Genomic DNA, 12,113 nt, shown 5'->3' with positions numbered 1-12,113 from the left:
GGCGACGCGAGCGGCCGCGGCGCGGCGGGCGGCGCGAGCGGCCGCGGCGCGGCGGGCGGCCGCGTTACCACCCGCCCCGCTCCAGGGTCTCCACCGCGGACGTGGAGCGCTCGAAGTAGTGGATCGACGCGGGGAGCGAGCGGAACTCGCGCGGGTTCACGTCGAGGTCCCAGAAGGAGGTGACCATCGTGGACGACGTGGGCGCGACGTCGACGACGAGCACCGCGCCGGCCGCGTAGATCTTGAGCATGCCGAGGCCGGCGCCGCCGCGCGAGGTGTCGAGCACGGGGGCGCAGGCAGAGCCCTCGCCGCGGGCGCTCAGGCCGCGCGTGATGCCCTCGAAGACGTGGTGACGCCGGAGGCCGCCGAAGGGGTCGTGGGCCTGGAGGGCGATGTGCGCGCCGTCGGCGCCGAGCCGCAGCGTCGGGATCTCGTTCTCCTCGAGCACGATGTCCCGCCGCCGGTCGTGCGTGTACCGCGGGCGCCCGCGGCCGTCGACGGGCGCGTCGTACATGGCGTTCATGAGCAGCTCGTGCGCGAGCGCGGCGAGCCGCTCGGCGACCCGCGCGGGGGCGCCCGCGCGCTCGGCCCAGTGCGCGACCTCGGCGACGGTGCGGTCCCGGTCCTCGCTCGTGCGAGGGCGCCACTTCACGATGGTCGCGCCCCAGGAGAGCAGGTCGGAGAGGCGCGGCGGCAGCGCGAGCGGCTTGAGGATGCGCCGGACCGCGAGCGCGATCTCCCACGGCCGGGGCATGGAGGCGAAGCTCGGCCACCCGACGATGCTCGAGAGGCGCGGCTCCCGGAGCGCGGCGTGGAGGACCGCGTCGGTGCTGCCCGAGGTCCACACGAGCAGGTGCATGCTGGGGTACCGCTCGGCGGCCCACTCGAGCGCGAGCTCGAGGTCGGCGGCGTCGCAGCCGAGCAGCAGGGGGCGATCGGAGAGCCGGCCGCGCAGCTCGGCCGGGTCGCTGGCCACGGGGACGTCCTGCATGCCGGCGGCGGCCGACATGACGCGGGCGATCCGCTGGCCGACGACGCGGTTCCGTTCGAGCACGGCGATCGTCGCTTTCGGGGCTGAATCGCTCACTGGGTCACCGCGGGGCTGCTGGCCTCGCGAGGGCGCGGGGCGCAGGGGATTACATCACGGTTCGCGGGCGGGGTGGCCGTCGCGGATCTGCACCGCGTCGCCGAAGGGCAAGCGCCGTCGCCGCACGGGACCACCGAGGCGCGCGATCTCCTGGACCAGCTCCGCCTGCTCAGGCCGCGGGAGCGCCTCGACCTGCTCTTGGTCGACGAGGGCAAGCAGGTCACTTCGGTCGCCCGGAGCCTCGGGATGTCCATCGCGACCACCTGCCAACGGCGCCGCAGAGGCCGAATGCGACAACGTGGACATAAATGCAGATTAGATCACCGTTGACGCAGCTATGCGGTGCAAGGAGCATCCGGACCCGGGGGAGGTATGGCGCACCGGTTCAAGGTGATGGCACTCACGCTCGTGCTGTGCGGCTGTGCGTACGCGCTCGTCGGTGATCCAGCTCCGGCAGAGGCCTTCGAGCTCAGCGGTGGCGTGAGCGTCGGCGGAATCCAGATCGGGGCGGACCCGAAGCTCGCAGTGAGCCCTTTTGCCGGTTTGCTCTGGCGTCGAGAGAGAGAGTTTCTGCTCGAGGTCCACCACATGTTCAGCATCGTTCCCGGAGAGCGGGTGGGGGCCTACGACCGAACGGCAGTCACCCTCGTTTACGCTTGGAAGACGGGCAAAGTCAGCCTCGGCCCGTCCTTGTCGGCCTACTGGATGCCAGTGTGCGGCATCACAATCTGTCGGCGAGTGGTAGGGGTTGCTCCGGGTGGCCACACCCAGACCGATTGGTACCTCACAGAGGCTTTGGGGGTGTCCGTGAGCGCCAACCTGGATTGGGTCGGTGGTAGCAGCCGTGTCCTTCAAGACAATTTGGTGGCGATGGTCACTGCTGGACCTGTCTGGAAATTCAGCGGAGGGTCGAGATGAGCAAGGGCTTTGCTGTTTTGCTTCTCAGCCTTGCAGCGTGTAACTACGACGTGGGCGAGTGCTGGGTCCGCGGTGAAGGGCCGGACGGGGCAGGCGGGGGCATCATCACCTTGACGACAGGCTCGGGAGACTTCGGGGACGTGCCTCTGGACCCGAGAGGCTCCGGGGAGCCCACCGAATGCGAGAGCAGGGAGCCGGGTCGGGCGGACGACGACACCCCGTCGCACACCGATGCTCCGCCGCACGCTGATGATCCGTCACCCTCTGATGATCCGTATGAGGCGGGCCTGAAGGTCTTCTGCACCAAGCCGGATCATGGCGCCACATGCTCAGAGCGGTGCTTCGCGAATGGGGTCGGGTGTGTTGCGCTCGCGGTGCACCCATACAAGCCTGACGGCGGAACTGGCAAGCTGTTTTCGTGCAACGATCTGATGATCGGCTTCATGTGCGGATACCATTACGCAAACGGCGACGATTGCTACTTCCCACACGGAACGCCGTTCCCCAAAGCTTGCGCCTACTCTGGTGGGGACTAGCTTCGACTTTCGATTTACGCTGATTGTATCGCTACGGGCTTGGCAAGAGACAGGTAAAGGCCACATGGAACGCGCGACAGAGGTCGAGGAGTTGCTGGTCAATTTCTACAATGGAGCACACGCGCTTGAGCTCGTTGCTGCATGGGCTTCTGCGGTCGCGAACCGAGAGGTAGTCCATGAAACGCTCGCGCTATTCGAGAAGTCGTATGAGAGACTCGTCGAGCTCCATGCAGCGGGCAAACTCGGCGCTGGAACGGCCGAATTCTCTGCGGTGAACCTCGAGGTGGTCAAGCGCATTAATCAGCTGATTGGGCCGGGGCTTGACAGCAATGAGGCGCGTAAGGCGGCTCGGGAGATCCACGCGCTGGCCGAACGGTGTGTACGAGCATTGAAAGGAAGCGACGCGCCGCCCGCTGGATGAGCGCTGGGCCCGCCAGGCATGCCACATCGCGCGCGCGTCCGTTCGCCAGGACACACAAAAGGCAGAAGACACGGCTCTCGCGTGTCTTCTTGGTGGAGGCGCCGGGAATCGAACCGAGCGTCGCTCCAGTCACCCGTATTCACGCCAGACACGCCGACGCCGCGTCGGAGACTCCGGCCCCGCCTCGCCGTCGCGCACCCATTCCTTCCCCCACGCCCGCGATCCTTCTCGTGGAGCCCCGCTCTCTGCCGTCAGAGCCCGCCGAGAGCACATAGCGTGACCAGTCCTCGAAGCTGCCCGGAATTCAAGGGTGGGAGACGGCTGCTCGGGTCCGTGCGGATCCACCGCGTCGGCCGGGCATGCCTCGACAACTCAGCATGACTGCACCTGTCCGAGAGACCACCCCATGCCCTCAGTAACCCATGAAGCTTTGGTGGAGCTGTTCAAGAACCGGCCGACGCTGGCCGCCGAGCTGCTGCAGGACGCGCTCGGCCAGCCGGTCCCGGCCTTCACGGAGGCGTGCGTCGAGTCCTCCGACCTCGCCGAGATCATTCCCGCGGACCGCCGCGCGGACGTCATCGTCGACCTGCTGGTCGACGAGCAGCAGCGGCCCGCGATGGCCATCGTCGTCGAGGTCCAGCTCGGCCCGGACCCGGACAAGCCGTACGTCTGGCCGGTCTACGTCACCCAGACGCGGGCCCGGCACCGCTGCCCGACCCGGCTGCTGGTCGTGACGATCGACACCTGGATGGCGCGGTGGTGCTCGCAGCCCATCGACACGGGCCACCCCGGCCTGACGCTGACGCCGCTGGTGCTCGGGCCCGCGGGCGTCCCGGTCATCACCGACGCCGAGCAGGCGAAGGCGGCGCCGGAGCTCGTCGTGCTCTCGGCGATGGCGCACGGGCAGGAGGAGGTCGGCGAGGCGATCGGCGTGGCGTTCCTGGCGGCGGCAGCCGGGCTCGATCAGGAACGCCGCGCCCTGTACACGGACGTGGTGCTATCCTCGCTGAACGAAGCGGCGAGGCGGACGTTGGAGGCGATGATGAAGGGCGGATACGAGTTTCAGAGCGAGTTCGCGCGTAGCTACGTGGCCAAGGGCGTGGAGAAGGGCCTAGAGCAGGGCCGGCAGCAGGGGCTCCTCGAAGCCAAGGCGCACGACGTGCTCACCTTCCTGGAAGCCCGCGGGCTCGAGATCCCCGCCGACGTGCGGGAGCGCGTCCTCGCGAGCACCGACCTCGCCGAGCTGGATCGCTGGATCCGCCGGGCCGCCGTCGTCGGCGACGCCCGGGAGCTGCTCGCCACGACCGGCTCCTGAGAAGGCGCCGCGGGCCCATCGAGGCCGCCGGGATCACCTTCCCTCCCCTGCCGCCGGGCTCCCCTTCCCCGTCGTGGAGCGCCCAGCCCAGGATGTACGTTATACACCCTGGCGCCGGCGCGCAGGCGCGGTCTATTGCGTCCGCGATTTCCTGCCTACAATTCGCTCCACTCCTGATCCGTTCGTCATCCCATACGTCCAACAGCCCCTGCTTTTCGAGCACCTTCAGGTGTCGGACGAGTCTGTCCTTCCACGCCCCATCGTGGTGACTGTAACTGACGAAGACGGTAGGATGATCCCCCATGAGAGCACCAGCGTCGCACAGCTTCCGACTCGGTCCTAGTCCCAGAGCACTGCCGCGCACCTGTGCATCGGAGCAGGTATTTGGGAGGCAACTTCGCGCGCCGAGCGCTCCGAGCCTCTTGAGGTCGTGCCGGCGGAGTCTCCGGCGAGCGGCTTCCGGGTCGTTCCGTTGTGACTGTACGTGGGTTCCCCAGCTCCTGCTTGCCGCAGGCACGAGGCATGCAAACGCCAGCACGAGACCGGGGATCACGGTAGGGGGAGGGTCTCGTCTTCCTCCGCGAGAACAGCTTCAGCGATGACGTCGAGTTGGTCAGGGTCGATCATGCCCGAGATATCGACGGGCTGGAGACGTCGGTTGCGTAGCATCGGGCGGGGGTCAGGTTTCTGTCGCCGACCCACTGGATGGCCTCGCCGGCAGAGATTCGGTTGCCATCCCTCGCTGCAGGGCTGAGGCACGCCTTCCTGGAGCTACTCTGGATTAGACTTGTGATCACGGTGAATCGCAGCACAGAAGCGCCCGACTCTGGTCACATCCACCCAAACTTGGCGCCCCACTCTCCCATGCTGGCGCAGTAATGTTAGCATCGTTGGACGTAAAACCTACGCAATCGTTCATGGGCTTATCGACTGGCGAGAAGTAGGCGAATGTACCCGTATTATACCACCCAGTGTGATCTGTGATTATGCCGAGCTGCGCACTGCGCACCATCTCGGCTGGGTCGCAAAGATGTGCGGACAATGAGTTACACGCATCCTCACAAAGCGTCTTTGCACCTGCATAGCCTCCGATGTTTCCACTCACCGGCGCAGACTTCCCGCAATAGACGGCATTCAATGAATACTGGGCATCGCCAACGTCTACCAGAGATGGTCCCGGCGGTCCCTGTTCACCCTGATCGCCTTTCGCACCAGGCGGCCCCTGTTCACCCTGATCGCCTTTCGCGCCAGGCGGCCCCATGGGTCCATCGGAACCCGCCGGCCCTTGAGGGCCGGTTCCGCAGCCAATTGACAGGAGCACGACGAAGAGTGAGGAAAGAGCCATCTTTTGCATAGAGACGTTCCTACTGTCTTTGTTCTTGTGTGCTTCTAAGTATTCTGACGCTGTAGCTTGCCATCCCGAAAAGAAGCGATGCCAACTTGGCAAGGGTCGACTGATCGGGATTCGCTGTTTCGACGCCGATCGCTGCGAAGCGCATCCACCGCTCCTTTCTGCCTCGCGAATGTTCAATTGGGCCGGTCGGCGCAACATGGTTGGTGAGGCAGACAGGAGAGGAGGGGAGCGGGGAAGCGTTCATCTGAGGACGCGTGTGCTTGAGGCACGGATCGAGCCTTGCTGCTTCTCCCACTACCCTCATGGCCGCCACCTTCTCCGAGGCCATCCGAGATACCGTCCCGTGTCAAGAGGGGCATGCCTCCCTGCTCCCGCAGGGGGAGAGCGCCGTGCTCCTGACGAGCGGCTCCTTGGGCGTTCCGCTGTGGCTGTATCTGGATCCTCCGGCTCCCGCCTGCCGCGAGGCACGTAAGGCATGCGAGCTCCGAGGCCGGGGGGGCGATGATCGGGGTAACGGCTGCCGGAGGTGCGGTGAAATTGAGTTGTATGTAGTAGGTTCCAGCGGCAGCTGGGTCGCCTAGCGGCTTGGCGATCTCGAGTGGAAGCCGTTCAAGTTCACTGAAGAAGACGTCGGTCTGACGCTGCATGCGTTCTTTTAGGTGTGTTCGAAGTAGCTCGACAACCAAGAAGCCCCGCCCGTTCTCCGGTTGATCGAGCGCCACCGCCAGCACGCAAGCACGCAGACTCGGACCCGGGGTCGCTCCCGCCGGCCTGGTGCCCGCCGTGGAGCTCCGCGGAGCCCGGTACCCTCATGTCACCCGCCGCGACCGCTCCCGATGGTCCTGCCTACACCGGGCCCGCTCCAAATCCGGTGCCGCTAAAATTTGTCAGATCACACGCAGGGCACACAAAAAGCAGAAGGCACGGCTCTCGCCGTGTCTCTGTGATAGAGGCGCCGGGAATCGAACCCAGCGTCGCTCCAGTCACCCGTATTCACGCCAGACACGCCGACGCCGCGTCGGAGACTCCGGCCCCGCCTCGCCGTCGGGCCCCCATTCCTTTCCCCACGCCCGCGATCCTTCTCGTGAAGCCCCGCTCTCTGCCGGCAGAGCCCGCCGAGAGCAAATAGCGTGACCAGCCCTCGAGGCTACCCGGAATCCAAGGGTGGGAGACGGCTGCTCGGTCCGTGCGGATCCACCGCGTCGGCCGGGCATGCCTCGACAACTCAGCATGACTGCACCTGTCCGAGAGACCACCCCATGCCCTCAGTAACCCATGAAGCTTTGGTGGAGCTGTTCAAGAACCGGCCGACGCTGGCCGCCGAGCTGCTGCAGGACGCGCTCGGCCAGCCGGTCCCGGCCTTCACGGAGGCGCGTGTCGATTCCTCCGACCTCGCCGAGATCATTCCCTCGGACCGCCGGGCGGACGTCATCGTCGACCTGCTGGTCGACGAGCAGCGGCGGCCCGCGATGGCCGTCGTCGTCGAGGTCCAGCTCGGCCCGGACCCGGACAAGCCGTACGTCTGGCCGGTCTACGTCACCCAGACGAGGGCCCGGCACCGCTGCCCGACCCGGCTGCTGGTCGTGACGATCGACACCAAGATGGCGCGGTGGTGCTCGCAGCCCATCGACACGGGCCACCCCGGCCTGACGCTGACGCCGCTGGTGCTCGGGCCCGCGGGCGTCCCGGTCATCACCGACACCGGGCAGGCGAAGGCGGCGCCGGAGCTCGTCGTGCTCTCGGCGATGGCGCACGGGCAGGAGGAGGTCGGCGAGGCGATCGGCGTGGCGTTCCTGGCGGCGGCAGCCGGGCTCGATCAGGAACGCCGCGCCCTGTACACGGACGTGGTGCTATCCTCGCTGAACGAAGCGGCGAGGCGGACGTTGGAGGCGATGATGAAGGGCGGATACGAGTTTCAGAGCGAGTTCGCGCGTAGCTACGTGGCCAAGGGCGTGGAGAAGGGCCTAGAGCAGGGGCGGCAGCAGGGGCTCCTCGAAGCCAAGGCACACGACGTGCTCGCCGTGTTCGAAGTCCGCGGTCTAGAGGTCCCCGCCGACGTACGGGAGCGCGTCCTGGCGAGCACGGACCTTGCCGAGCTGGACCGCTGGCTCCGCCGAGCCGTGGTCGTCAGCGACGCCCGGGAACTCCTCGCAACGACCGGCTCCTGAGAACACGCCGCAGGCCCATCGAGGCCGTCGGGATCACCTTCCCTCCCCTGCCGCCGGGCTCCCCTTCCCCTCGTGGAGCGCCCAGCCCAGGATGTACGTTATACCCCCTGGCGCCGGCGACCACCCTTCGACGGATCCTACCGCGCAGCGACGGTGTCATCGTCCGGGCGCTCGCTCCCGCCGAACGAGAACGTGAGCGCGACGCCCGCCTGGAGCGCCGTGAACGCACCGCCGCCGTAACCTTGCGCCCACAGCGACTCGTAGCTGGCATGTGCGCCTACCCGGATCAGGCGCGACAGGGCATAGTCGACGGCAGCGCCGACCTCGATCCAGGGAGCCTCGGCATGGTTGTGTTCGCCGAATATCGACGCATACCCACCCCGCACGAACAGCGAGGGGATCCACCTCCCGCCGTCGCCGCCATACACGCCGCCGCGGACGCCGCCGATGGCGCGGAGCACCCTCGGGCGCGTGGGCAGCACGGAAGCGCCGTCTGCGATGCCGTCCTCCTGTTTCATGATCGTGTAACCGAGGCCGACCTCAGGCGCGAGGAAGTAACGCTCACCCAGGCCGAACTCGTACCCTGCACGCGCTGTCACACTGAACGTCGCGCTGTGCCAGTAGGCGGCTTCCCCGACGGCGGCACCACCGTCGATGTCCGCGGCCACCGTGGGCGCCGCAGACGCGGGGTTGGACAGCAGCACAAGCGCGAAAGCGGACGCTCCGAAGAGAAGGATGTGTCTCACGGGAATCACCTCGTGCAGAGGCTTCTCGCAAGCGTCGTGCCGAGCGCGGATCAACTTCCTGCCGCGGAGGGCGGCTCAGCCCCCTTCCGCGGCGCGCGGCTCAGCCCCCTTCCGCGGCGCGCGGCTCAGCCCCCTTCCGCGGCGCGCGGCTCAGCCCCCCGCCGCGGCGGGCGGCACAGGGGCGGCCTCGGCCCGGGGGCCGGCCGCGGGAGGCGGCGCCGCATGGCCGGCGCTCGCGCCCTCGGCGGAGCCGCCGGCCAGCCGCTCGAGGGCCCGGGCGGCGACCGCGTCGGATTTGAGCGCTCGTATCTCCGCCGCGGCGGCCTTCACGCGCTCGTGGATCGCCCTGTCCGCGAGCAGCGCCTTCAGCCGCGCCCTGATCACCTCCGGCGTCGCCTCGGCGAGCGGCAGGCGAAGCCCGAACCCTCCCTGCTGCACCTGCGCGGCGTTCACGGGTTGATCGCCGAAGAGCGGGATGACCAGCATCGGGACCCCGTGCTCCAGCGCGCGCCCGATCGTGCCCCAGCCGCCGTGGCAGATCACCGCCGCCACCTTGGGGAACACCTGCTCGTGAGGGATATACCGCTCGATCCGCACATGGGCGCCGAGGCCGGCAGGGACGTCCTCCGCGCTGGCCGCCGTCGCGAGGACGGGAATGCCCATCGGCGCGACCGCCTCGAGGACGCGCCGCAAGAGGCCGTCGTCCTTGCCGGTGGTCGTGGTGCTCACGAGCACGGTGCCGGGCTGCACGTCGACGGTCGCGGCAGGAGTCGGCGCCTCGGCGCGATGCCCGCCGGCCACGTTGAACGAGACGGGACCGGCGAAGACCTGACGATCGCGGAGCGGGATATCCTGGACGAAGCCGCGGTGGACCATCGCGACGTGCAGCATCGGCGAGCCCGCGAGGCGCAGGAACTCCGCCGGTCCGCCGGGGCGGCGCGGCGGCAGGCCGAGCGCCGCCCGCGCTCGCTGGAGCGGCAGGAGCCTGTCGACGAAGGCATGGACGAGCGCGGGCCTCCGGGTGACGAACGGGGGGAGCTTGAGCGTCCTCGCGAGCATCGGAAGCCCCCCCGCGTCGAGCACCGTCGCGGCGTTGCCCGCGCTGGCCCAGGGGATGCCCGCGCGCTCGGCCGCATAGGCCGCGCCGAACCCGAAGGTGTCGTGGACGACGCAATCGACGCGCTCGCGCCGGATGATGAGCGCGAGCTCCTCGGCGAGCGCCACGCTGCCCTCGATCAGGGCCTCGCGGAACCGGATCAGGTTGCGCGGGATCTTCGGCAGCCACCTCAACGGGCCCTCGGCCGGGTGATCGCGCAGCCTCATCACGATGTCCTCGTAGCGGCCATAAGGCACGAGCTCGGCGCCCGCCGCCCTGACCGCGGCCTCGACCGAGGTCGACGTGTGCACGAGCACCCGGTGGCCTCGCGCGGTCAGCTCCTGCGCGAGGTCGAGGATGCGGAACAGGTGCCCGGCCTCGGCCGGGGCGGTCATGAGATAGGTGAAGCGCTTGGGCGTCGTGTCGGATGTCATGGGCCTTCTCCTAAGCTGGGGTGAAGCCTTCTCCGGGTTTCCGTTTCGTCGTGCGTTCTTGTCGCTCGTGGAAGGAGGGTTGCCTGCCGGACATCGGGGCCAGCGCCTCGCCGCGCCGGGCTCCCCTCACCGGCGCTCGCCGGCCGCGCGCGTCACGCCGCGCGCGCTTCATTCCAAGGGGGCGGGCGGGGCGCCGGCGTCCCGGCGCAGGGGCAGCTCCGGCAGCGCGGACGTGATCAGGAGCGCGAGCAGCGCGAGCCCGATGCAGACGCGGTAGATCTGCTTGATCGCATCGGTGAACGCGAGCTTCATCGCCGCGCCGATCCGGTCGAGCGTCGCGAGCGCCGCCGCCCGGTCGCGCTCCACGCCGTCGAGCGCGGCGCCGAGCGCCTCGGCGGAGGCCCGCTCCGGGGCGCGCGCGAGCTCCCGCAGCCGCGGGTCCGTCGCCGGGCTCTCGGAGAGCGCCTGGAGCGCCGCGGGATCCCTGTCCCGCAGCGCCGCGGTGAACGCGCTCCGCTGCTGGTCGAAGTGCGCGTTGACCGCCCGCTGCGCGCGCGCCGCGTCGAAGGCGAGCTGCGTGGCGCCGCCCTCCTCCGCCCCGGCCGCGCCCGCGCCCGCGCCCGCGCCCGCGGCGAGCTGCGCGCGCAGCGCGGGGGGCACCGACGCCGTGGCGGCGGCGACGTTCTCGCGCATGCCCGACGCGAGCGTCCCGGCGAAGACGGTGCCGATCACCGCGATACCGATGGTCGAGCCCATCGAGCGGAAGAACGTCGCCGCCGAGGTCGCGACGCCGATGCGCGCGGGCGGGACCGCGTTCTGCACCGCGAGGGTGTAGAGCGGGACCGTGGGCCCGAGACCGAGGCCGATGAGGATCATCTTGAACGTCACCTCGCCCTGCGTGGACTCGGGCGTGAGGGTGAAGCCCATCACGACGAAGGCGACGGCGAGCACGGCGAGCGCGCCGAGCAGCAGGGGCTTGTACCGCCCGGTCCGGGCGACGATCTGCCCGGAGCCGACGTTGCCGGCGACGATCCCGAAGGTGAGCGGGGTCGTGGTGAGCCCGGAGTGGGTCGCCGAGAGGCCGACGACGTTCACCATGAACAGCGGCAGGAACACGATGGCGGCGAGGAAGGCCATGCCGACCACGAAGGACGCCGCGTTGCCGACGGCGAACGTGCGGCCGCCGAACAGGCGCAGATCGAGGATGGGCTCCGCCGCCTGCCGCTCGACCGCGATGAAGGCGGCGATGCCCGCCGCGGCCAGCCCGAAGAGCGAGAGGATCTGCCACGACGACCACGGGTAGCCGCTCGCGCTCGGCGCGTGCTCGCCCTTGCCGAGGCTCAGCGCGAGCAGCAGCGGGACGACCGCGACGATGAGCGAGAGGGCGCCGGCGAGGTCGATCGACACCCGCCTCGTCCGCGGCTGCTTCAGCATCGGCATGCGCGTGATGACGAAGAACATCGCGATCGCGCCGAGGGGCAGGTTGATGAAGAACGCCCAGTGCCACCCGAAGCGATCGGTGATGAAGCCGCCCGCGAGCGGGCCGAGCACGCTCGAGAGCCCGAACGCCGCGCCGAAGATGCCCTGGTACTTGCCGCGCTCGGCCGGCGGGAAGATGTCGGCGACGACGGCGAACGCGGTGGTGAACAGGGCCGCGGAGCCGACGCCCTGCAGCGCCCGCGAGAGGATGAGCTGGACCGCGCTCTGGGAGACGCCGCAGAGCAGCGACCCGAGCAGGAAGATCGACATGCCGGTGAGCAGGACCGGCTTGCGGCCGAAGAGGTCGGACAGCTTGCCGTAGATCGGCACGAGCACCGTCGACGCGACGAGGTACGCCGTCGTGATCCAGACGTAGAGCGACGGCTCGATGTGGAGGTCGCGCTGGATCAGCGGGCCCGCCGTGGCCACGATCGTCTGGTCGAGCGCCGCGAGCAGGAGCCCGAGGAGGGTCCCCGCCATGGTGAAGACCTTCTCCTGGCGGGTGAGCTCGACGGGCGCGAACGACGGGTGCGTGGCGAGGTTCGAGGAGGACATCTAA

8 protein-coding genes and 1 pseudogene are annotated in these 12,113 nt (G+C 69.0%); 4 read left to right on the top strand and 5 right to left on the bottom strand.

What is annotated here, in order from left to right; translation table 11 throughout:
* Positions 1-64: 64 nt before the first annotated feature.
* On the bottom strand, positions 65-1,054 hold the full coding sequence (locus tag WMF43_RS47095) for a hypothetical protein (protein WP_437675381.1): 990 nt from the start codon (positions 1,052-1,054) through the stop codon (positions 65-67).
* A 426-nt stretch (positions 1,055-1,480) separates the two neighbouring features.
* Here WMF43_RS47095 and WMF43_RS47090 point away from each other — a divergent pair, with 426 nt between their 5' ends.
* The 3 genes from WMF43_RS47090 (at position 1,481) to WMF43_RS47080 (ending at position 4,277) form a co-directional block, all read left to right on the top strand.
* Positions 1,481-2,005 carry a hypothetical protein gene (locus WMF43_RS47090; protein WP_437675379.1) on the top strand — a complete coding sequence of 175 codons (525 nt, stop codon included), beginning with the start codon at positions 1,481-1,483 and terminating at the stop codon, positions 2,003-2,005.
* A 600-nt stretch (positions 2,006-2,605) separates the two neighbouring features.
* Positions 2,606-2,962 carry a hypothetical protein gene (locus WMF43_RS47085; RefSeq protein ID WP_437675377.1) on the top strand — a complete coding sequence of 119 codons (357 nt, stop codon included), beginning with the start codon at positions 2,606-2,608 and terminating at the stop codon, positions 2,960-2,962.
* Between the two features lie 406 nt (positions 2,963-3,368).
* Positions 3,369-4,277 (top strand): hypothetical protein, encoded by a 909-nt coding sequence (locus WMF43_RS47080; protein ID WP_437675375.1) that lies wholly within the window; start codon positions 3,369-3,371, stop codon positions 4,275-4,277.
* Positions 4,278-4,413: 136 nt separating this feature from the next.
* Here the strand turns inward: WMF43_RS47080 and WMF43_RS47075 are convergent.
* Positions 4,414-4,581 (bottom strand): annotated as a pseudogene (locus WMF43_RS47075) (TIR domain-containing protein); the annotation flags it as partial.
* A gap of 2,309 nt (positions 4,582-6,890) precedes the next feature.
* Between WMF43_RS47075 and WMF43_RS47070 the strand changes: the two are divergent.
* Positions 6,891-7,799 carry a hypothetical protein gene (locus WMF43_RS47070; protein WP_437675373.1) on the top strand — a complete coding sequence of 303 codons (909 nt, stop codon included), beginning with the start codon at positions 6,891-6,893 and terminating at the stop codon, positions 7,797-7,799.
* A 137-nt stretch (positions 7,800-7,936) separates the two neighbouring features.
* On the opposite strand, the gene WMF43_RS47065 is transcribed toward WMF43_RS47070, so the two are convergent.
* From WMF43_RS47065 to WMF43_RS47055, 3 genes are all read right to left on the bottom strand, one after another.
* Positions 7,937-8,467: an autotransporter domain-containing protein gene (locus WMF43_RS47065; protein ID WP_437675371.1), complete on the bottom strand. Its 531-nt coding sequence runs from the start codon at positions 8,465-8,467 to the stop codon at positions 7,937-7,939.
* Between the two features lie 228 nt (positions 8,468-8,695).
* Positions 8,696-10,075, bottom strand: coding sequence for a glycosyltransferase (locus WMF43_RS47060; protein WP_437675370.1), 1,380 nt, complete (start codon positions 10,073-10,075; stop codon positions 8,696-8,698).
* 168 nt (positions 10,076-10,243) lie between these two features.
* On the bottom strand, positions 10,244-12,109 hold the full coding sequence (locus tag WMF43_RS47055; protein ID WP_437675368.1) for an MDR family MFS transporter: 1,866 nt from the start codon (positions 12,107-12,109) through the stop codon (positions 10,244-10,246).
* Positions 12,110-12,113 lie beyond the last annotated feature (4 nt).

This window comes from Sorangium sp. So ce131, from assembly GCF_051519095.1.
In the GTDB taxonomy this organism is placed as follows: domain Bacteria; phylum Myxococcota_A; class Polyangia; order Polyangiales; family Polyangiaceae; genus Sorangium.
This window is presented reverse-complemented; position numbering and strand designations above follow the sequence as displayed.

Excerpts from the sequence above, each read along its gene's own strand:
- WMF43_RS47080 (WP_437675375.1), top strand. The coding sequence starts at position 3,369 with ATGCCCTCAGTAACCCATGAAGCTTTGGTGGAGCTGTTCAAGAACCGG.
- WMF43_RS47085 (WP_437675377.1), top strand. The coding sequence starts at position 2,606 with ATGGAACGCGCGACAGAGGTCGAGGAGTTGCTGGTCAATTTCTACAAT.
- WMF43_RS47055 (WP_437675368.1), bottom strand. The coding sequence starts at position 12,109 with ATGTCCTCCTCGAACCTCGCCACGCACCCGTCGTTCGCGCCCGTCGAG.
- WMF43_RS47090 (WP_437675379.1), top strand. The coding sequence starts at position 1,481 with ATGGCACTCACGCTCGTGCTGTGCGGCTGTGCGTACGCGCTCGTCGGT.
- WMF43_RS47070 (WP_437675373.1), top strand. The coding sequence starts at position 6,891 with ATGCCCTCAGTAACCCATGAAGCTTTGGTGGAGCTGTTCAAGAACCGG.
- WMF43_RS47060 (WP_437675370.1), bottom strand. The coding sequence starts at position 10,075 with ATGACATCCGACACGACGCCCAAGCGCTTCACCTATCTCATGACCGCC.